This window comes from Olivibacter sp. SDN3, from assembly GCF_014334135.1.
In the GTDB taxonomy this organism is placed as follows: domain Bacteria; phylum Bacteroidota; class Bacteroidia; order Sphingobacteriales; family Sphingobacteriaceae; genus Olivibacter.
Window position 1 is genome coordinate 1,078,971 of sequence record NZ_CP060497.1, and the last position, 23,126, is coordinate 1,102,096.

General features: G+C 39.0%; 15 protein-coding genes. 5 read left to right on the forward strand and 10 right to left on the reverse strand.

The window, feature by feature from the left end:
* Positions 1–58: 58 nt before the first annotated feature.
* Positions 59–1,246 (reverse strand): class I SAM-dependent rRNA methyltransferase, encoded by a 1,188-nt coding sequence (locus H8S90_RS04345; RefSeq protein WP_187342919.1) that lies wholly within the window; start codon positions 1,244–1,246, stop codon positions 59–61.
* A 196-nt stretch (positions 1,247–1,442) separates the two neighbouring features.
* Here H8S90_RS04345 and H8S90_RS04350 point away from each other — a divergent pair, with 196 nt between their 5' ends.
* The 4 genes from H8S90_RS04350 to H8S90_RS04365 all read left to right on the forward strand — a co-directional run bounded on the left by H8S90_RS04350 (position 1,443) and on the right by H8S90_RS04365 (position 6,948).
* Entirely contained in the window at positions 1,443–1,985 is a 543-nt protein-coding gene (locus H8S90_RS04350; protein WP_187342920.1) for an RNA polymerase sigma factor, read from the forward strand.
* Between the two features lie 40 nt (positions 1,986–2,025).
* The gene (locus H8S90_RS04355) at positions 2,026–2,574 is read left to right on the forward strand and encodes a hypothetical protein (RefSeq protein ID WP_187341365.1); all 549 of its coding nucleotides are present in this window, start codon (positions 2,026–2,028) and stop codon (positions 2,572–2,574) included.
* Positions 2,561–3,796: a hypothetical protein gene (locus tag H8S90_RS04360; protein WP_187341366.1), complete on the forward strand. Its 1,236-nt coding sequence runs from the start codon at positions 2,561–2,563 to the stop codon at positions 3,794–3,796. Before H8S90_RS04355 ends, H8S90_RS04360 begins: the two co-directional genes overlap by 14 nt.
* A 326-nt stretch (positions 3,797–4,122) precedes the next feature.
* The gene (locus tag H8S90_RS04365; protein WP_187341367.1) at positions 4,123–6,948 is read left to right on the forward strand and encodes a lantibiotic dehydratase; all 2,826 of its coding nucleotides are present in this window, start codon (positions 4,123–4,125) and stop codon (positions 6,946–6,948) included.
* Here H8S90_RS04365 and H8S90_RS04370 read toward each other — a convergent pair.
* Positions 6,884–8,020 carry a sensor histidine kinase gene (locus tag H8S90_RS04370; RefSeq protein ID WP_187341368.1) on the reverse strand — a complete coding sequence of 379 codons (1,137 nt, stop codon included), beginning with the start codon at positions 8,018–8,020 and terminating at the stop codon, positions 6,884–6,886. The genes H8S90_RS04365 and H8S90_RS04370 overlap by 65 nt on opposite strands.
* Positions 8,021–8,120: 100 nt before the next feature.
* On the opposite strand from H8S90_RS04370, the gene H8S90_RS26120 reads away from it, so the two are divergent.
* Complete coding sequence (locus H8S90_RS26120; RefSeq protein WP_255501811.1) at positions 8,121–8,249, forward strand: hypothetical protein; 129 nt, start codon at positions 8,121–8,123, stop codon at positions 8,247–8,249.
* Positions 8,250–8,289: 40 nt separating this feature from the next.
* Here the strand turns inward: H8S90_RS26120 and H8S90_RS04375 are convergent, their stop codons facing one another.
* The 8 genes from H8S90_RS04375 to H8S90_RS04410 form a co-directional block, all read right to left on the reverse strand.
* The gene (locus tag H8S90_RS04375) at positions 8,290–9,027 is read right to left on the reverse strand and encodes a LytTR family DNA-binding domain-containing protein (RefSeq protein ID WP_187341369.1); all 738 of its coding nucleotides are present in this window, start codon (positions 9,025–9,027) and stop codon (positions 8,290–8,292) included.
* Positions 9,028–9,242: 215 nt separating this feature from the next.
* A complete protein-coding gene (locus H8S90_RS04380) occupies positions 9,243–11,531 on the reverse strand; it encodes a hypothetical protein (RefSeq protein ID WP_187341370.1) in 2,289 nt (762 codons plus the stop codon).
* Between the two features lie 4 nt (positions 11,532–11,535).
* Positions 11,536–12,699 (reverse strand): DUF4249 domain-containing protein, encoded by a 1,164-nt coding sequence (locus H8S90_RS04385; protein ID WP_187341371.1) that lies wholly within the window; start codon positions 12,697–12,699, stop codon positions 11,536–11,538.
* A gap of 10 nt (positions 12,700–12,709) precedes the next feature.
* Positions 12,710–15,448 carry a TonB-dependent receptor gene (locus H8S90_RS04390; protein WP_187341372.1) on the reverse strand — a complete coding sequence of 913 codons (2,739 nt, stop codon included), beginning with the start codon at positions 15,446–15,448 and terminating at the stop codon, positions 12,710–12,712.
* A gap of 14 nt (positions 15,449–15,462) precedes the next feature.
* Complete coding sequence (locus H8S90_RS04395; protein WP_187341373.1) at positions 15,463–16,116, reverse strand: hypothetical protein; 654 nt, start codon at positions 16,114–16,116, stop codon at positions 15,463–15,465.
* A 99-nt stretch (positions 16,117–16,215) separates the two neighbouring features.
* Positions 16,216–17,718, reverse strand: a complete 1,503-nt coding sequence (locus H8S90_RS04400) for a RagB/SusD family nutrient uptake outer membrane protein (RefSeq protein WP_187341374.1) — start codon at positions 17,716–17,718, stop codon at positions 16,216–16,218.
* Between the two features lie 12 nt (positions 17,719–17,730).
* On the reverse strand, positions 17,731–20,982 hold the full coding sequence (locus H8S90_RS04405) for a SusC/RagA family TonB-linked outer membrane protein (RefSeq protein WP_187341375.1): 3,252 nt from the start codon (positions 20,980–20,982) through the stop codon (positions 17,731–17,733).
* A gap of 665 nt (positions 20,983–21,647) precedes the next feature.
* Positions 21,648–23,105 carry a RagB/SusD family nutrient uptake outer membrane protein gene (locus H8S90_RS04410; RefSeq protein WP_187341376.1) on the reverse strand — a complete coding sequence of 486 codons (1,458 nt, stop codon included), beginning with the start codon at positions 23,103–23,105 and terminating at the stop codon, positions 21,648–21,650.
* Between the last annotated feature and the right edge of the window lie 21 nt (positions 23,106–23,126).

The following is a 23,126-nucleotide window of genomic DNA, read 5'->3' on the forward strand; positions in this document are numbered from 1 at the left end:
TTCTTTTATATGAAAGCTTATCTGCAATACCTACGAAAGAATAAACACTAGCTGCTGTTTATATCACTCTACATAGCAGTCCTTTTAAATATTCTCCTTCAGGAAATGAAGCTCTTACCGGGTGGTCTTCTGGTTGAGCAAACTGCCTAATAAATTGTATTTCCTTTCCTGCGTCCAGCGCTGCCCAAGCCAATATCTGCTTAAACGTATTTATATCCATTGCTCCCGAACAAGAAAAAGTAGCAAGTAACCCACCACCTTTCAGCAAGAGCAACCCCAGTCTATTCAGCTCCTTATAAGCTCTGGCCGCCTTATTGAGGCTACTTCTAGTGGGTGCATATTTTGGAGGGTCTAAAACAATCATATCAAAAGTATCGCCGTTATCTCGAAACTTCTTTAATTGTTTATTAACATCGGCCTGAAAAGCGGTATACTTATTTTGCTCAAATTGATTCAAGTGCATATTTTGATTAAGTGTCTCGATAGCTAAGGCTGAGCTATCAACACAATATACTTCAGCGGCCCCCATTTTAAGTGCATTTAAGCTAAATCCACCCGAGTAGCAAAAGCAGTCTAATAGCCGTTTATTATGTACGTAATTGGCCACTAACAATCGGTTGTCACGTTGATCACAATAAAAGCCCGATTTTTGTCCTTCAGCTATATTAATCTTATACCGTATATCATTTTCATACACCTCCACAAATGTCGGAGGATGTTCTCCAAGTAGCACACCACCTTCAACGTCGAGCCCTTCATGTGCTCGGGCTGTTGTTTCGTGGCGCTGATAAATACCTTTAGGTTTCAACAAGCTACCCAACTCATCCACTATTACCGCTTTTACCCGTTCAATTCCAGCGGTTAACACCTGTAGTGAGATAAAATCGCCGAAACGATCAGCAATCAGTCCGGGCAAAAAGTCAGCTTCACTAAATATCAATCGTGCTGTATTTGTTTTACCATCAGCAAATATCATGTCACGGGCCGCTACGGCCGTCCGTACTCTTTTCCTCCACCAATCATCATCAATTTCATTGTTTGGGCTCCATTCCAGTAGGCGTACAGCAACCCGTGATTCGCCGCTATAACAACCATAGGCAATAAATTCCCGTTTGATTGTTAACACCATCACGATATCACCATTTTCCGGAATACCGCTTATCTGGTCTATAGCACCAGAAAACACCCAAGGATGTATTTGCCATGCAGCCTTATCTTTTCCTTTTTTTAATATAATTTCAATCATCGTTTCTTTCATTATCTGCGGTAAAATAATAGCGACAGATTACACAGCATGGCACCCGCAAAACAACCTATTGAATATTTTATTATCTGTCCAGTTTCTTATCGTCGCAGCAAAAGTAAATAATTATTGAAAAAAACATTTCTTTGCAACATCTCAAAAAACCTTGCGTCTATTAGTAAAGAAACTAAAGAGTATTTTGGAAGTTACTTACAGCGATCCGCACGAACAACTGATTGCCGATTGTAAGCTGGGCAATCGACAGGCGCAATTCAAATTATACAAGCTTTATTCTAAAGCGATGTATAATACTGCGTTGCGTATTGTAATCGATGCGGATGAAGCTGCCGATGTTTTACAGGAGGCTTTTATTGATGCGTTTAAAAGACTCGACAGTTTTAGACAGGAAAGTACCTTTGGTTTATGGATGAAGCAAATTGTAGTGAATAAATCCTTATCCGCATTGAGGAAGAGGAAAGTTGAATTCGAATCGTTGAGTGGCGCAGACGATATACCAACAGACGATTTAGAAGAAGAATTTTCATCGCAATTTGAGGTAGAACGCGTGCGTAAAGCAATCAACCAGTTAGCAGATGGCTACCGTGTCGTACTAAGTTTATATTTATTGGAAGGATATGACCATGAAGAAATTGCACACATCCTTAAAATAAATGAAAACACTTCCCGTAGCCAATTCTCACGGGCGAAGAAAAAGTTATTGGATATATTAAAGTACAATTAGGCAAAATCAACCTAGAGCTCGTAAATAAAAAGGAGGAGTGATGAAAGGAAATATAGAAAAATTCATTTCAGAAAACAAGAAACTGTTTGACGAAGCTGTTCCGCCGGAAAACATTTGGGGAAACATAGAGCGTTCGCTGGAGGAAAATTTTCAGCAGAAAAAAAAGAGTAAAGCACTAAAGCAGCGTACATTCATATCCATAGCGGCCATGTTCTTATTAGTCTGTACTGCTGGTATTCTATTTTATAGAACCAACCAGTCAAACAAGCAGGACTATAGTAACATCGACCCTATCCTGGCGAAGAGACAGCTAGAGTATGCTTCGCTGGTGAATGAGAAACGTGATGCGCTATCTGCGATGGCTGCGAACGATCCCAATCTTTATCAGGAATTTTCGGATGTCATTAACAAAATGCAAAGCAACTATAAACAACTTAAGGAAGAGATTGCGCAAAGTCCAAATAAAGAATTAACATTGGAAGCCATGATTAATAATCTTCAAATGCAGATAGAGGTGCTGAATCAGCAGCTCGAGGTTTTGAATTATATTCATCAACAAGAAAAAAAGACCCCTTATGAGAACATATAAAATATTATGCTGCTACATCTGCGCTTTAGTAGTTGCTTCATTTCCTGCAGCTGCTCAAGGGAGAGGGGATGACAGTGCTTTCGAGAAGCATATATTAGGGATTGTGGAACACGCGGAAAGATTAGGTCAGGGTATTGCTCGTAAAGTAAAAGATATTGATACAGATGAGTTAGTTAGAAATGCTGAAAAAATCGCCCGGTTATCTGAAGAACATGCCGAAAAACTGGCCGATAAATTTCAAGAGATAGACTGGGATCAGATGAATAGCCCCTTCCAACACATCGAGCCGTATGAACTGAAAGCAGACGCTAATAGCGTGGAGGAAAGAAAAACGATTCAAAAGGTTTATATGATCTCAAAGAACACCCCATTAACTATTGATAATAGGTATGGAAAAGTACAAGTAAACACGTGGTCGAAGAATGAAATTAAAGTAGACATTACTATCCGTGCCGTGGAAGCTTCCGGAAGCAAGGCCCAAGAAATTATAAACAGTGTAACGATTAGCGAGTCAAAATCACCGAATAGCATTTCCCTGAACACGCAAATCAACAGGGGTAAATCAAGTTGGTGGAACAATATGGTAAGTGGCAGCAATAGGGGCGTTGAAATAAATTATAACATCTACTTGCCAAAAAGCAACGAGCTTTCAATTAATAATAAATACGGAAGCGTTGTTTTGCCCGATTTGGATGGAAACCTTAAGGTTGATGTATCGTATGGCAGCTTAAATGCAGGAAAATTATCCGGAAATAATATTAGTATAAGTTCTAGCTATGGCTCGGCTAAGATAGCTTCAGTTAAAGACGCCGCGCTAGATTTTAAATATGGTAGTATCGATCTAGGAGAAGCAAACAATATTAAACTAAACATAGGTTATTGCGGCGGAAGCAATGTGGGCCGACTCATGAACTCTGGAGATATATCCGTAAAATATTCCGGAGGCTTTAGCGTAGGTTTAGATAAAGCCATCAACAAGCTCAATTTGGATGCCGCCTATTCGCCCAGTAACATCAAAATAGATCCGAACGCTAATTTCACCTACCAAGTAAATGTTAGCTATGGTAATTTTAATCCAGGTAAATGCATCGTCACCAAAGAAGATCCTGCCCCAGATAGCCGTGGGCCCAAATTACATAAAAGCTATAGCGGCTATTACGGAAAAGATGCTAGCAATCATATCGCTATAGATTCAAAATATGGAACTATTAAGTTTCAGTGACTTGTAGTTACTTATAATTTATTCGGAGCCCGATCTACTGACACCCAGGGGATCGGGTTTTCTGCAAAAAAACTTTTGCTCTTCAACGCTCGAATCATCAGAGCAAGCCGAAGATATTTTATACAAACTAGCTAAAAAAACTAAAACACAATTCACAACACACTGTTTTTCAATAAATTAAAACTGTTACCCAGTGAAACTATAGGCTGGTAAATAACTTTTTACCACTATGAATCACCATAAGGTTTAATAGCGTTAATAAGCAATTTTTAGTCTCAGGATGTAACTTGGAAGTTAGCTGTTCGTCCAATAAAAAAGTTATCAACATGAAATTGAAGCTATTGCCAGCCGTATTATGCCGAACTCCTGTATTCTCCTATCAGCAAAACATCTCCCAAATTTGGGAAGAACTTAAGGATGCCATTAAAAATGCTTCTCCTGATCTATATGAAGTTATAAAAGAAACAACAGGTGATCAGTATACGCAACTGCCCGCTAAAATAAAGTTCGCCTGTTGGAAATATTTTAATAGAGCATGTTTTCGGGCAACGCCCTTTGGTGCTTTTGGCTCAGTTACCATCGTTCCCTTTAGCGAAGAAGCACCATTTAAAATTACCATCAGTAACGAGGTAACACTTCACCAATTCATCGACTGGAAGCATAAAGATTTTCTTACAGCGCAGGTTGAGCGGGCTTTTCAACAATCGAATTTTTTTCTATGTAATACCTCTGCTTACACCTCCGGATCGTATATACGTTATATCAACCTAGTAAGGAGCACTTTCGAACTCGCCACTACAAGGCGTCAAGAAATTGTAGAAAGCACGCTTACTTATTGCATTGTCAAACAAAGCAAGCAGAATCTGATGGCCTATCTAACCGAACATTATCGGTTAAAAGGTGCGATAGCAGAAGACTTCATTAAACAGCTTATCGACTTACAGCTATTAATTACCGATGTAAATGCCAATATTATAGGTGACGATTATTTCCAGCGAATAAAGTTAACTCCTGAAAAGACCGTCGATGACCAACGCTATATCATTTCAGAAAAGAAACTCGTTGCAGGCTGCCTCAGCAAGCAGCCATTCAAAATTATCAGCGAAGCAATATTATGTTTAAAGGATCATCTACCATTACACAAAAATAAGGATCTGGAAACATTCAAATATAACTTCTCTAGAAAGTTTGAATACCTAGAGGTGCCCCTACTTATGGCGCTAGATCCTGAGATAGGCATCGGTTACGGTGCCTTGGAAACAGCGTCCACTTACAGCACCCTGTTAGATGAGTTAAAGTCCCCCAACCCGCCCGCCTTGAACACAACTATTACATATGGCCCATTGCAACATTTCATATTGAATAAAATCATTCACAAACAAAAAATTCGCTTGGAAGAGTTTGTTTCAGCGAGCAAACCGTCAGAAGCAACAATACTGCCTAATACATTTTCAGCCATTGTGCAATTAGTAGACAACCATATCATCGTTAAACACATTGGAGGTAGTACGGCCAACGCCTTACTCGGTCGCTTCACTTTAGCAAACGAAAAGGTAAATGAAACGTGCCGGGATATTGTTTTACTGGAGGAACAGGCCAATCCAGAAGTCCTCTTTTTCGACATTGGTTATCAAGCGGAAAAAACGGTAGACAATGTAAACAGGCGGAAATGCATTTATAACTACGAATTACCCATACTTTCCTGGCCAGAAACCACCGGTTATCTTTCATTGAACGACATCATGGTCAGTGTTCGGCAGAACGAAATTATATTACGATCAAAAAAGTATAATAAGCGGATTATCCCCCGCCTTGCCTCCGCTTATAACTATTCCAGATCCGACCTTTCTGTATATCGCTTTTTCTGTGACCTACAGCATCAGCATATACAAACAAATCTTAATATACATTTAAAGGACTTTTTCCCATCTCTAGATTATTATCCTAGAATTTATTACAAAAATCTAATATTGTCTCCGCGGATGTGGAAGGTGCCTGAGGAACTATATAAGCAAACGGACAAAGATGATCTGCTATTATTTTTAACGAATTGGCTGAAGGTAAATAACATCCCACAATACTTCAAATGCGGTAACGGAGATCAAATGCTGTGCTTTAATATGGTCAACAGCGAGGATTTAAACTATTTTATAAACTATTGTTTGGGGAAGAAATATCTATATATAACAGAGGCCTTCCTTCCCGAAAGACCTTCGATACAAGACGAAAAGAACCAACCTTATCTAGAAGAATACATCGTAAGCTTCTCACATAGTGAGGTCGTTTACGAACCGACAAGTAAGGAAACACCGGTTCCCATTTATCAGGAAGAACGTCCTATTCATTTACCCGGTAATGAATGGTTATACTTCGAAATCTACTCGCATACCTTACGTAGCAATCAGGTGTTAACAGCCCTTATTGATACGTACCTGCAATCAGTAAAAAAGCTCATTAAGAATTGGTTTTTCATTCGATATCCCCACCCTGCACCACATATCCGACTTAGACTCCAGTTAAAATCAGGGAACATATCAATGCAGTTAATCAAACAGATGGCAGATCTTATTGAAAGCTATTTTAATCAGGGCATTGTTAGTGATTGGCAGATCAAACCATATATTCAGGAGATTGAACGGTATGGCGTAAGAACAGTGGATGAAATCCAGCGTTACTTCTGTAGTGATAGCAAATATGTACTAAAACTCCTGCGGCACTGCAGAAGTGACCAATTATTATATGGTATGACCTTAAGATTTATAAACGATGTACTGGAAGGTCTAGGTCTCCCCCTTCATGATCAGCGTCAGTACATACAACGTATGGCAGATAGCTTCGCCAGTGAAATGAGTATACATACCACTGCATTCAAAAAAATAAACAAAAGTTACATCTCACTAAAAGATAACATCGGTATACCAGTGCTAAACAAAACATTGGAAAAAGCTTATCACCGAACCGTACAGCATTTAGTGTTACTTCTGAGCACCATAGACCATAATAAACGAAGACAACAGTTGATGGTTGATATTGTACACATGCATATTAATAGACTTTTTCCAACCGATCAGCGCATGCACGAACTCGTTATTTACCAGTATCATCTAAAATATCTATTGGCAAAGCAAAAGCGTGTAACGTCTCCACATTAATCATCACCTGCGTTTTGAAATGATTACGCGCGTCTGCCTCGTGCTCGAAGGTGGCAGCATTGCCGTAAGCATTTTTTAATCGCTTTTCTATATTTTCCAGACCTTTACTAAAGCCAGTTTTATTATGTATGGCATTAATCAAGTTATCTGTCTCAATATAAAGTTTAGCATCCAACATGTAGACTTTAATTATTGCTGGGTGATGCTTAAGCGAAAGATTTCCATGTTTAAAGATGTTTTCTACTAGCGTAATAAGAATCAGCGGAATAATGCGAATTTTTTTCACATCATTTTGAGCCACTATCTCAAAATAGATCTGATCATTCTGTCTTAGTCGATGCAGGTGAATCAAATTATGTACCTGCTCTATTTCTTCTTCAATCAAGATGTTTCCTTTATCTTCCCCCGCTTCTATAGCGTAACGCATCATGGCAGAAAGTGTAAGAATAGCATCAGCAGCAATGGGTGCTGACTTTCTTGTTTTATTATAAATAAAATTGAGCGTATTAAATAAAAAGTGTGGGTTAATTTGAGCTCTTAAATAAGCATTTTGTGCTTTTGCCAGCTCCTGTTCCATTTTCTGTTGGCCAATAATCTGATTGAGCCGCTGACGTTCAAGCTCAGTTGTATGTTCTTTCTCCTTCAAAAATGTGATCAGAAAATAATATCCACTAGAAAAACCGACAAAATATAAAGAGCGCCAAACAGATTTTAGTATGAAGCTCTTATTAAAAACCACCTCTGATATACCCGTAATATAAGGGAAAGTAGATGCCGTTAGATTAATGACATAAAGTAAGCTGGTATACAGTATTATTTCTAATAACGTAGCCAATGGTAATATCCAGTAAACAGTTTTTCTATTTTTAAACCGAAATACGTGATACAAAGTAACATGTGCATGAAAATAAAAAAAACATATATTGTAACTATAATGAATGATATAGTCGCCAATCTCACTAAACTTTTGCGTTGCAAAACCAATTATTAATGTTTCGTAGATAATAAAAGAAGCCCAAGCTACAATATGTATTTTCTTTCTTTTAATGAACTTTTGGATGGTTAAGAACATTTTGTTGCTGTTTATAGCAGTTTCGTGTAAGGAAAAGCTAGTTTGGTGTAAACTTTTTGTTTCTAAAAAAAATAAATAAGAGCTTTAAAAGAAAAAGGCTATGAAAAAATTCAAATTAAAAAAACAAACGCTCTTCGTATTTAAAAACAGCAAGAAAGCTAAAACTGGCGAGAAGGATCCAACAACAACGGGTATGACTTTTACCGTTTCAGCTACTTCTTATTTTTAACTTTTTATACTATAGTTTTAGTTGGTTGGTTAAAGGCTGGTCAGTTGTGACGGCCAGTCTTTATTGTATTTTTTGCTAAGTACTCATAAAATGGATCTTTATAAAAAGTTCCTATGGGTACTAACATGTTATTGGGAAGTTTTACCAAGCTACCTTCTACCTTTTCAATGTAATCCTTTGAAATAACAAAAGAGCGGTGTACCTGAATAAAATTTGCGGTTTCATCTAACCTCTCTTTTATCTCTTTCAAAGTAAGATAGGTAATTACTTCTTCGGTGGTTGTATATATCTTAATATAATTTTTGACGCTTTCCACCGCAATAACATCATCGAATTTAATTCTTACAAATCGGTTCCTTTCTTCTGTTGTTTTGACATAAAAATCTTTAGCCTTATCTATTGTTTGTGCGCTTACAATATCCGTCTTAATAAGTTTATTAATCGCCAACGCAAACTTAGCAAAAGTAAAGGGCTTTAGCAGGTACGCATCCGCTTCCACTTCAAAAGCCTCAAAGGCATATTTAGTGTGTGCTGTGGTGAATATCAGCTTCTCTGTTTTAGCGCGAATGGCTTTCGATAAATCGATCCCTGAAATGAGCGGCATATCAATATCCATAAAAACAAAATCGACCAGATCTCCTTGTGCTATCTCAGCCATTGCCTTTACAGGATCGGTATAACTTTTAGCAACCTCCAACTCGGATATCTGCTGAATATAATCGTTCAATATCTCCAGAGCATCGGGCTCATCGTCTATGATGATACATTGATAGGGCATAACTCAAGGTAATGTTTTCCCAAACATAGATAAAATCCAATATATTATCAATTTTAGTTTGTAACAGGTGATTTTTATCAAAATTCATTAATGGTATGCAAAAACTATTGTTTGAAAAGCGTCAAAGACACCCATCTCTATCTAGCTTTTCACTAAAGGGTTTTCCAAACATAAATCAATGTAATTAGCCGATGTTCATCGCTCTGTCTATTAGATCAATCTTTCACCTTAAAAACGGCTCTTGAAGACATAACTCTGCCACTGGCACTTATCCCTTGAATGTCAATAATATATTCTCCGCTCCAGTCGGAAGAAAAAAAAGACTTCGTCTGTTCCCCCTCGATGACACTCCAGAAAAGTTGATTCCTAAAATCTGGTTTTTTACTTTTCAGTTCATCCTCGTTTAGATACGAGGGGGCCTGAAAAGTATTTTGGTTTAATAAACCATTATACTTATACAAGGTCACTTCTGCATCTATTGGATAATCGCCCGACAAAAAAGAAGTTTTAGCACTTAAGATACCATCATAAATATTCGGCCCGTAGATATAAGTGTCTGTGATTAGCTCTATCGTTTCAATCTTTGCAGGGTCATAGTTGAGGAAGTACTCAGCTGTCATAGGAACCCCATCAAGTAAAATTAACGGATTGTTTCCCATAAAGGTATTTGCTTTTTCATCTAGAATTCTAAGACTAAAATTATTTTGTGACCGTCGCACCATTACCTCTCGTATATATTCATGAAAAGTTTCCTGTAACGTTGCGAACCTTTTATACTTATTCAGGTCATAACTAACATCAGGGGTGTAATAAAAGGGAATTATACGTGTGTCAATCATTTGCGTTTGCACTTCACCTGCATCAGGGAAATTAAACCGTAGATTTAGTTGATTATTTATATAATACTGTAGCAGCGTTTCTTTCGAAATCAATGCCCTTTCTTTAAACGGGTATACTTTATAAGCCTTATGCTTATAAAAAGGCGAGACCTCCTCAATTTGGCTATTTTCTCCATGAATACCAATGGCTAAAGTCTGCAACCCGCGAATATACCTCAAATCAAAGGTTGCCATTCCACAACTATCTGTTTTCGAAACGTAATAATTTGGCGAGGAGCCCACAAGCCCTATGTAAGCATTCTTTAAAATTATTGGCTGATTATCATTTAACGATGTGAATTTAAAAGTTGCTGGCTGGCCTATAACATCCGTCATTATCTCCTCGTTAAAACGCTGGTCTTTCCTATAAAAAATCAATAGATTATCTAAATTAATAAAATCCTCTGTCCCTTTTATAGCATTGAAATAGTCTAATGGTTGCTCAATCTTTCCTTCTAAATCTGATTCTAAGTAATAATACGTGGCGATATCCCTTACGTCCTGTTGCTGTAAGTCGTCAACTCTATAAACTGAAATAGAAAAACGGGTAGTTTTTTCGTCCGTATCAGCCATATCGAAAACCGGTTTTATAAACGATCTACGGTTGTAAGAATCCTGTAATTCGTTTACAGTAAACCCATTACGATCGGGCGTCTTAAATAGCGCGTGCTCTGCCAAGATATCGTTCATTGCATTTCTAACCACAACATATGAAATACCTTCCGGGAGTACCGCATAATCAAGGGAATCGTTAAGGGAAGCGTATACGTCGGTATCGTATTCTCTTTCTAAAACCTTTTCGCCCTTATGATAAATAGCGAGAGAAAACTGATTTTCAGTAGTAGCGTTACTGTACTGACCCTTTAACACTATTGATGAAGTCGTATGATAAAGCCGCAGCAAGAATCCTTCACTTTCAACTTTAGGCATTTCTTTTTCAAATATATGCCCTTGCTCATCTTTTACTATTATATGATACTGATGATGCAACTTCGGTATAAAACTAACCTGTCCTAATCCAAAGGCAGAGGAACTAAACGTTTCAATAACTTGCTTATCAGCATCGATTATTTCTCCCTGGTAATCAAGCCCCCTACCATATTCATCCACCAACTGCACCACAATCCTATTATCCAGGTCGGCCACCAGCTTATAGTTCTCCAACCTAACACTCAAATTTTTAGGTAATTTTTCTGCTGTCGGCATTATTTCGTCCGAGGGATTAACGATCAGTAAATCTTTACGGAAGAAACTTTCCTGTCCATATGATTTCATCCGCTCTGTGTAGGCTACAACGATATAAGTACCGGAAGATATCGCCACCGGTAGCTGAAATTCTCCCTCCCCGGTTCCGTCATCTAGCAATACTTTTGTTTGCGCTATAACAAACGAATGAGCATCCAAAACCTCTACATAAGTAATTTTAGGGCCTATAGAAGTTTCTCCATTCCCAAGCTCATAAATGTTAAACCAGATCGTTTCTCCAGGCAGGTAAGTACTTTTCGAAATATGAAGATAAACACTTTCAGGCTGATTGTTCCAGCCCGGATTTGCAAATGCCTGATGAAGCTGAAAAAAGCTTACATAAAAAAATAAGATGATAAAAGATCTATAATTATATGCCATACAGCTATTCATTTTCATTCCAAAACATAGGCGGCCTCGCGGAACCCCTTATCGTACAATCAACACACCGAGGATTAGCGTATGTATAACCAATTAACAAAGACGTAGCGTTACTATAAATTTCATCCACGGGAACCATTCCCCCCGCAAAAACAATAAGGGGTGAATTGACTTCATCAATAAAAACACTTTCCGGTGTACAATCACCATATATATTCTCTTTTGCCACCCATTCACGGCTTAGATTATTATTGTTGATGTAGATCCGTTTACTTGCCTTTTTTCCACCTTCGACAAATCCTATTACCTGCTTATTCGCGTTTGAAATGCATTGAATATTGGTAATTAATTCTGAAGGCATCGTTCCAAAAATATCCCCCAAATCTTCCGAATTTTTCCTAATGAGGTCCCAAAACATATAAGCCTCCCTACTTAACGCCGTTTGCTCAACTAAAACACTATATCTTTCGGTTAAAAGTTCTGATCCCCTAGGAATAGTTTTCAAGTAAAAATCGTCTATCAATGAACTACTTTGTCCATGCGTATTCCCAATGAGTATATTTGTAGAACGCTGATTCCTAAAGCAACGAAATACTTGTTCATCTGCATTTCTCCTTCTAACTTGATCATTTTCAAAAATAAGTCTAGAATTGAAAGGTGTATAAAAGACATAGTCCTCAAAAAAATCCCATCGGAAATATGAGGTATTGGTTAATGCTCCATCTGTACTAACCTTTAAATCAATCCCGGCATCGATCTCCTCCCAAGTTAATTTTTCAATAGGCGGTGTTATTAAAAGCTGTACAAAATCTGACAAATATTCCTCATTTTCCTGGTCTCTAATACGGATACGATAATTAACTTCCTTCGTCAATGCTATAGTATCCGTTTGATATACTCCGGGAGCTGTTTCCAAGCTGTTGATCAAGTCTCCATTCTCCCCTTCTATTTGAACAATAGCTCCCCGGTCCGGATGTCGTACAACAGAATCATCCAAGAAACCCGTTCTGCTAAGACGAACCTCAGTCACACCGGTCAAATTGATAAAACCTTCAACAACCAATACTCCCACCCTGCTCTCCTCGCCAATCACCGGATCGTAAGGCTTTCTACAGGCGGAAATTGCCATTAGGCCAATCAATAATGTATATACTATTTTACCTTGCATTCCTATCAGATCAAAATTTGAAGTTATAATTAATAAAAGGAATTGGTCTTGCAAAAACAGACAGTTGATACCCATTGATCTGCCCACCCTCTGCCATATAGAATACAGAAAATGGATTTTCCCTCCCTGTTAAATTGTAAACCCCGACCGACCACGAGCTATGAGCTAACTTCTTAATTTTGTGACTACCTTCCAAATTGAACGACAGGTCCGTCCGAAAATAATTAGGTATACGGTAACTATTACGATCGCTATACAAAACTCTCTGGCTGCCTCCATACTCATACCTACCAAGCGGCAATGTTATTGGTCTACCCGTGCTATAGGTAACATTAAATGAAACGCCATAACGTTGTGAAAATCTATAATTTCCGACGAGCGTAAAATCATGCGGTTTATCAAAACCTGCCGGATAATAAGCCCCTTGATTAATTTGATCTGCTGGGTTTTGCGCGTGTGTCCGTTGTTCTATCCGGGAGTAAGTGTAGCTAACCCAACCATTGAGTCGTCCTGTCAGCTTCTTAAGCATTAACTCCATTCCATATGCTCTTCCTTCTGTAGGAATCACATCAGTTTCAATAGCATGGTTCATCGTTAAGGAGGCTCCGCTTTTATAATCCAATAAATTATGCATTTTTTTATAGTACAACTCAGCTGAAGTTTCTATAGTATGATGGTTATAGTTTTTATATATACCCAAGGAAGTCTGATATCCATTAAGTGGACGGATATAACGATCGCTTAATTTCCATATATCAGTAGGCGTAATAGCAGTAGTATTAGAGAGCATATGAATATACTGTCTTGAGTTGTTAAAACCGACCTTCAGCGAACTGGTTTCTGAAAGTAGTTGCTGTATATTTAGCCTAAATTCAGGGGCATGATAGGTGTTAATAACCTGGCCTTTTTGGTATGATGTTATTCCTGTGATATTTGACGTGCTTACGGGCAGGCCTTCCGCATATTCATTGATATTTTGGGGACCAATATTATTGAACAATACATATCTCAAACCAACGTCCAAAAAGAGATTTTCACTGACTTTCCATTCATTCCCCACGTACAATGCTGTCTCTAAGGCCTTTTCGGACTGTATTTCATCGGGTTGAACAAGCGACTCTGTGCCAATGGGCCTTAAGCTTCCAGGGTTTAGATGATACAAAATAGCATTCACACCAAATGATGTGCTGCTATTTTCGGAGTTCTTCCATTTAAAGTCGCCTCTGAGAAATGCCTGCCCGATTTTATATTCCAACTGATACCGGTTGTTAGCCTGCTCCTGCCCTTGAACCTGGAAGCTATATTGGTCATAACCAAACACAAAGTCCCCCGTTAATGAACTGCTTAATATGCTATTTAACCTTAGGTTTGCATGTTGATTTTTATAGCTATAAGTCGTGTCACCGGAAAAAGCAAAACGATCTCTACTTAGATAGCCTGAGGCTGAAACAGAAAATCTGTTATTGAGTTCGTGCCGCATCATAAAGTTAGCGTCATAAAACTGCGCCGATCCATTATTGTATTGATCTTCCGGGATCAAATTCAACAGCCAGTCGGAATAAGTGGTTCTTCCTGATAATAAAACACTGGTTTTACTTCCTATTGGTCCTTCAAGACTCAAACGTCCCGTCAGCGGACCCACTCCACCGGACCCACTAAATTTTTCCATATTAGGTGTTTTTTCCTTCACCTCTAAGACAGATGACAAACGGCCACCATATTGTACCGGAAGGCTGCTTTTATAAAGTTCCGCTCCTTCAATTACGTCAGGGTTAAAAGCAGAAAAAAATCCAAAAAAATGAGCGGGATTAAATACCGTCGCCTTGTCCAATAGTACTAGATTTTGATCTGTTGCGCCACCACGAACGTTAAAACCATTTGCGGCTTCGCCGACTGCCTGAACACCAGGAAGCGTAAGTATTGCTCTCGTTACATCTGCCTCGCCAAATACCGTTGGAATCTGCTTGATTCGCTGTATGGAAAGCTTTTCAAGCCCAAGTTGAGGTCTTTCAAGATTATGCCTTTCACTATTGATAACGACCTCATCAAGCAGATTCATTTCGTCAAAAAGCTCAAAGATCAGTGTCGCATCATCGTAAACCATTAACTGACAGCTAAAAAGCCCTTTTCCAAAGCTTCGAATGGTTACATTTGTTCTTCCGGGCAATAACTCCGCTTTAAATTTTCCATTTTTATCAGTAAAAATGGAGTCCCTAAATCGATTCTCAAAAAGTACCCTTGCATGATTAATCGGCTTTCCATCTGCCTTATTAACGATAGTTCCCGTTATGAAAAAATTTCCATTAATGTCATTGGTTTGCCGAGTGCCCAGCTTAACTAATTCATTTCTTTCCACCACTCTTCCCTTATCCCTCAACGGTGTAAGCGGACTTTTTAGCGTATTCGCAGAAACTTTTTCTTCTGCTCGAACGTCCTTTTTCGGCAAATAGGTTGATATTAAAGGTAATGTGGTAATAAATATTCTATTGGTTGATGAATCTATAGAAACACCATAATCCATTTTTTTAAATACTTCCTTAAAGGCCACTAAAATTTCATCATCATCGTCATAAGAAACTTTAACCGTATCCAGCAACTTTTCATCATAATAAAACCGAACAGATGATCGATTCTCTGTATGCTGAACATAAGTTCTGAAACTGATCTCCTTATGTTGTTGGGCGTAGCCAGAAACAACACTTGAGGCGTATAAAACGGTCAATAAAAAAGTAGTTAATAACTTACGCATAAAAGTATAAAAGACTATTGATGATCAACCAATGATAAAAAAGTCTTTATGTACGCTTCAGGCTCTTCCTTAAATCGTATGTCTAGCTTTATATCTTTTTTCAATAAGCGACTAAGCGCTCTTTCTGATGTGACCTTATGAAAACGGCCCCTCACTCTTACATAATGCCGAGAATCCGCCACAACCTCATTTACGATTTCATTTGATAATGAATTTTCCTTGATGCTCTTACTAATGGCCACTAAGGCTTCAAATTCCTTTCCCGAAAATATGACTTTATAAAAACCCTTTTCTATTCCCTCCTCACCTGAAAAAACATGTATAAACTTGTCGCCACCAATAACAAAACTACTGATCAGATCTTTATTTAATGACAATGGCAGGTTTTTATCTACGTCATAATAAATCACCTCCTGTTTTATCAGATCATAAAACAACGGTACCTTCTTAAAGTAGACACCATCATACATAATCTCACAACTGTCAGAAAAGGTACTAAACAAGTAACCGGGATCGCCCTTTAAACTACCATGATCTTGTTTGTACACTTTTCCGTTTAGTAATCTGGAAGGTAAGTATGTGGTGTCAACGCCCTGAGAAAAGGACTCTTCCGTGAAGAATAGTATCCCACAGAAAAATAAGCTAAGAAGAAATTTAGGTTTAGACATTATTTCATCTTAAATAGTAAATACGGCAATAAAGACTGCCGTATTTACTTGTAATAGGTATGCGGTCAAAAAACGACTACATTTTTAGGTTGCATTCATTTATTGAGGATTCTGATCGGCGGCCGTCAATGCCCCATTTGCATTTATTTCATCCTGAGGAATTGCAAACAACCACCTATTCGTATTTGCTGGCAACACAAGTTCCCCAGGGGCGAAATTCGCGGCATTAGCGTCACTATTTAAATCTCCACCACCATGATTACCATCGCCTGTTGGCCTATTAAGACCGTTACCTAGTCTTTTCACGTCTAATAAACCGAAGCCTTCACCCCACAGTTCTATTTTCCTCTGCAACAGGATTTCCTCCAGTAAGGCATTACCACTAAAAGCTCCTGCATTATAAGCAGGATAACGGGTAGATACCAATGTTTGTAGCGTTTCAGTAGCCTGTGCTGCATTACCCAAGCGCGCTTCTGCTTCTGCCTTTATCAGATACATTTCGGCTAACCTCATTAACAGGTAATCGGATGCCCAGTTACCAGGTTGTCTTAATTGAAATTTAACTTGAGAATAAATAGGCAAATCTGGATTTTGGCTCCCATTGAATAAGTTCCTACGAACATCACCTTCTGGTATACGATCATACAACGCTTTGGTAATTTTTTTCTGTGTACCTAAAGCAGCATAACCTCCCGTTGCCTCACGATTATCTATATGAGAGTAGAAAGATGCAAAAATCGTCGCTTGATCAACGATCACTTCGAGTCCCCACAGCCATTCAGGTGCACTTAAGGTATTAAATCCAGCCGCAGTATGCTGCTGCGCGGTGTAAAGAGACAGTCCACTTGATTCGATAGCTTTAGTTGCGTATTCCAAAGCAGCATCATAGTTACCTATTTGCAATGCTGCACGTGCATGAATACCCTGAGCTACTGCCAAATCCACGTGCGACCTATGAATTCTCGATTTACCCTCTAATAAGGTTTCAGCTTCACTTAAATCACTAAAAATAAGGTTGTAAACTTCCTGTACAGACGACCTTGGATTTCCCTCCGATGTAGGTTCCGTATATAAGGGCACCCCTGCTCCTGACAAGCTATTGTGTCCAAAAAAGTTCACTAGATAAAAGTAAGAATGTGCTCTCAAAGCCAATGCTTGCCCTCTTATTGATGCTTTATCTTCTTCAGAACCGATTGCCTCATCTAAACCGTCTATAATTCGATTCGCATTGCTTATAATTCTGTAATAATAAAACCAGGTACGGTCCGGTCGCTGGTCAGGATTAGCATTACTTGGAGCGGAGTAGTTATAATCGGTATTCAGCCAGCCATATCCCTGCTTATGTACTACCATATCCTCACCCATTAGGTCCAATACCAAATCATAGGACTTCTGTCCAAAATTGCCGTGATTGGTCAGCGAGCTGTACATTGATCTTATGGTACCATTTAAGGCAACCATTGCGCCGTCTGTTGTCGTAAAAACTTCATTAGCATCAATGCTAGAAGTGGGAGACGTTTCCAGATATTCCTTTTTACAAGCCGTAGCTGTTAAAGCTATCGCAATTGCAAAAGGGTATAATTTCTTTATAGTTCTTTTCATTTCTTTTACTGATTATAATCCAATAGTAACACCAAAAGTAAAATTACGCATCGTTGGGTATGTAAAATCCGATACACCCGTAAATGCCCTTTGAGGATCCATTCCTTTTCTGGAAGTAAAAATATGGGCATTGTCCACATTCGCAAATACGCGCAAACGTGTCAACCCGATATTATTAACTACTTGTTGCGGCAGGTTATACCCGAAAGTGATGTTTTTAATGTTCAAATAAGATGCATCGAATAAAAATCTAGACGATTGCGAGTTTCCAGCATTTGCGGCAGCAATGGCATTTTGCAATCTAGGTACATCAGTAACATCACCAGGCTGTTTCCAGGCATCTAAAATATCGGCATGCCAATTAGATCCGTAACTTCCCATATGCATTAGAGCAGCATAGTTACCGTCATAGAACTGCCCTCCCAATTGGAACGTCAATAACACAGATAAATCAAAACCTTTATATCTAAAAGAGTTGGTAAGTCCTCCAAATAGATCTGGAATAGCCGACCCGTGATAATAGAAGCTAGCTTGGTTGATATTATTGGTCGTTATTCTCTCTCCTGTTGGGTTACCGCTATCATCTAAAACATCTTGATACCAAAGCGCGTCTCCATTGTCCGGATCTACACCTGCATAGTCGCGAAGCCAAAATCTGTATACGTCTTCACCTTCCATGATTTTTTTGGTACCCTCAATAATCCCACCTTCACGATTTTCCGGAGCCAGTCTCGTCACCTTATTGCGATAATGACTTAGATTTAAATCAATTCTCCAGTCAAAATCAGTTTTGCGAATGGCGTTGTATCCCAACTGTACTTCAACACCTCTATTATACATCGTACCCACGTTCCTCCAAATACTGGCATCTCCTGTAGAGAGGCCACCAGTAGATAGGGGAAGCGGCACTTGGAATAATAAATTAGAAGACTCACGGTTATACCATTCTACCGAACCTTCTATTCTATTATTAAATAATTGAAAATCGAGACCAATATTCAGGTTTCTGTTCTTTTCCCAGGTCAACCCTTGATTAGGTAAGCTATTTAGAATTACCCCGGGGAAGTTAACATTATTCCATCCAAAGGTGTAAAGACTCTGCCAACCATAGAAATTATCAATATTTGTATTGCCTGGATTTTCTTGATCTGTTTCGCCTGTCGGTCTTGTTCTTTGAACCCCTTCATTACCTTGTTCACCATAACTTCCTCTTAATTTCAACTCATTTACCCAAGTTGCATGCTGTAGAAATGCTTCTTCTGAAAGCCTCCAACCAGCACCTATAGAGAAAAAGTTACCCCACTGGTTGCTGGATTCGCCACCGATACCGGGAAAAAATCTTGATGTTCCATCACGACGAAAGCTAGCCGAAAATAAATAACGCTCTTTATAGCTGTAATTCGCACGGCTTAAATACCCCTCAATTCTATGGTAATCTTCATAAGAAGAGGCCGCCTCTAATGTTGCCGCTGGTGCTAACTCCGTGTTCCCTGGGAAAGGGAAACCTGATCGCGTAGCATTTAGAAAGTTTCTAGTATTGCGGTAATTTTCATGCCCCACTAGTACATTTAAATGGTGATCCTCATTGAAGGTTTTATCGTAGGTCAAAATTTGGTTGAAAGTAAACGACAATTGCCGTGTTTGATTTTTGGTGGAACGACCTGAAACATTTGCCGCGTCACCAAACTCTGGGTTCTGGAACGTGGTACCGTATCTATTAAAGTAGTTACCTCCTAAAGTCGTCCTAAACGTAAAATTATTTAAAAACCGTGCTTCTAAATAGGTATTGAAGTTCATATTTCCGGTTTTGCCCGAGCGGTCGTCCAGATCCAACGACCCTAATAGATTGGAGTTACCCGCATATGGACGAGCTCCCATCTGCGCATTGGTTCCCCAATCTAAAACTTGCTGGCCTGTCAACGGATCAATCACGATACTTCCGGATTGATCTCTCTGCCATACCGGATAAATAGGCCCCATGATTCGAGTATAGTAGAAGGGGTTAGTAGTAAAAGTACCGTCTGCTAAGAGATTATCCTGGTAACCAAGTGCACCGTCAGCATTTAACCCTGCACTAAGCCATTCTTTTATTTTGCTATTTACGTTCACTCTACCAGTAAAACGCTCATAGCCTGTAAATTTAACATACCCGGGCTCGTTTAGGTAACCCATAGATATGTAATAATTTCCCTTATCAGTACCACCTCTTACATTTAAGTTGTAGTCTTGGCGAAAAGGTGAACGAAACAATACATCTTGCCAGTCGTCTTGATACAAGATACTTGCATCAGGATTAAATTGACCATTTGGCAGTACCACCAAATTATTGGGCTGATCCGTATTATTGTACACCAGATTCCCCGGGATTAAACTTGTAGAAGCTGATTGTCTTGCCTCTTCAGCTGTAGGAAAAGTTCCATCAGCTCGCTGTGTTCTTATAATTCGATTATAGGTTGCATGCCACATGCCTTCATAATACTGAGGCACATTTACTCTATCGTATTCTGGAATTGCTCTGTTCACAAAGCCTGTCCGTGCAGTGAAGGCGAGCTCTGGACTACCATCACGCCCTTTCTTTGTTGTGATCATGACAACACCGTTTGCCGCACGAGATCCATAAAGCGCAGTGGCAGCAGCATCTTTCAAAACGGTAGTTGTCTCTATATCATCTGTTGATAATGATATATTCGAGCCTACGTACGGAACGCCGTCTACTACGTAAAGCGGACTGCTGTTAGCATTCACAGAACCTATACCTCTTATACGTATGTCTGCACTCGTTCCTGGAGCACCACCACCATTCGTTGCTTGAACACCCGGAGCGACCCCCTCTAATGCACGCGTAAATGACGATACCTGCTGATTTTCAAAATTCTTCGCTGAAATGGTAGATTCAGATCCAGTAAATGCCGTTTTACGCATTGATCCATAGGGAACATGCACGATAACCTCCGACAGCATTTCAGAGCTCGCCGATAAAGCAAAGTTAATAACCGATTTATCTTCGGTGGCAATAGTCTGCCTATCAAACCCCAGATAAAAAGCGGATAGCTCCGTAGCGCCACCAGGTACATTGATTTCATAATTACCATCAGAACTCACCTGTACGGATACAGTCGTTCCTACTACCGAAACTGTGGCTCCTGCAAGAGTGGCCCCATCTGCTGCGGATGTAACCTTACCCCTAATCACTCTTTGCTGTGCATGTACCGCTCCAATAAGCAATGTACATGCAAGAAAGAAACTTAGTAGTTTTTGTTTCATGTGTTTGTTAGTTTTGATTAAAAATTAAATTGATTAAAAAATATAAATTAGTAAACTAATATACGTTGGGAAGGCTATTGAGATAGGCAGGCAGATTATTCGCCCGGTTTTATTACTAAAGCGTAAACACCTAACTGGCATTTTACCCTTTTAACCGGAACACAGAAATAGAGAAAATTTCCTGTCATGTTTTTTTACAATATCAGTTGATTTATGACAAGACTATTTGGGAATAAACGAAACGGCTTATGGCAATACAAGCTTGCTAATAGGGAGCTAAAACTTCGGCAATGAAAACCTAATGAAAGGCACTCTTTAAACAGAAGACTTGTATACTTGATTATGGGTTTTCTGGTAAATTTTTCTCAAATAGTATTGTCGTAATATTAATAGTGATTATTTAACATTTTTAACAAAAATACTATTTGTCTGAGAAGTTACAAGAGTTATTTGTAAAAAAAATGCAAAAAAGATTAAGTTCTTGTAACCGGAAGGCTAAGGAAAAATAGAAATATTTATTCCTAAAACTACTCTTACCGTTAGCTAAATCATTTTAACAATAATTATTATGAAAAAAAGTAGCGGTCTTAAACAATTAAAAATTAGCTCGTAAAATAATAAAGAGGTAATTTTAAGTTACCTCTTTATTATTTTTATTTTAATAGTTAAAGATCAGGGTTTGTTTGTACTTCCCCTACCGGAATCGGGAAAACATAAGAAGACGAGTTAGGACTAATCATCCCTCCTGCGCCATAAGACGGTATAGCTTGTCCCCTCCTCATCAAATCAGGAGCCCTGAAGCCTTCGCCTAATAATTCGATACGACGTTCTGTTAGAATCTTTTCGATCAAGTCTTCGTTGCCTGAGCTTGTTAATGGATTTTCAGCATCAGAGCGCGTATGTACAGCGTTTACCAAAGCCAATGCACGCGCTTGATCGCCCGCCTCAGCCTCAGCTTCTGCTAAGTTCAATAACACTTCGGCATAACGAATAACAGGAATCCAATCGATAAAAGGCGCTTCGCCGGCCCATTTAGTCAAAATCTGTAAACCAGAGGCTTCTGCGGTTAATTGCGTTTTACGCGCATCATTCTCTCCCCACTGCGGGTGCGCATAGATACCACCTAAGTTTCCAGTTGTGGTATTAAGATAATACTCAATATTACCATTTCCAGTATTATAATAATAACCCATTTGATTCTGTGTTCCTGGTGCATTATTCTCTTCCATAGGCATCGATAGAATATTTTCTCTATTGTTACCCGCGTAAGGAGTGGCAAATGCAATTTCGACAGAAGTTTCCAGTCCCAAACTTCCGTCAGGAGAGGTAAACGGCGCTGCCGGCGAAACAATCTTATTTGCTTCTGCAATAACATTTGGATAGTCTCCCATCGCTAAATATACCCGTGTTTTAAGCGCAATTGCTGTATTTCTGTAAGCCCGCGTTTTATCAGCGCTACCACTTTCAGGCAGGTCTGCTTCGGCTTCGTTAAGATCCGTCAAAATCTGTTGATAAACTTCAGCAACAGTGCTCCTTGGTAAGGAATTGTTCTCTGTATTGGTTTCAGCCTGTAAACGTAAAGGTAAGCCGGGGGAAGCACCGTTGTCTTGTGTATATGGTGTAGCAAACATATGCACCAACGCGTAATACATCCAGGCACGTACAAACTTAGCTTCTGCACGATAGTTTGCTTCCAACTCTGGGCTGACAACGCCTGGGTATAAATCAAAATCCTCCAAGAATTTATTGACCCGGTTGATGGTCATATACCCCTGTATCCAGAAATTATTAACCTGGGTTGTAGCAGCATCATTGGTATGATTATATACATTTAATCCTGTCACACCGTTCGTGGTTCGATTCACAAACTCCTCGGCGCGTATATCGTTGTATATAAAATACCGCCCTGCCATCAAGCGCCCATCCTTTGCCGAAGCATATAGCCCGTGAACATGCGTAAGAATACGTTCAGGAGTATCAAACATATTATCCTCCGGAATATTCAGCTCCGGTCTCAAGTTTAGGAAGTCTTTACTACAGCTCGATAAGCTTGCCGTAAAAACCAACGTAGCAAAAGAAACCTTCAACAGTTTTCTTGTGTGCTTTCTATATATTGATTTCATTATAATATTTTTTTGTTGAAT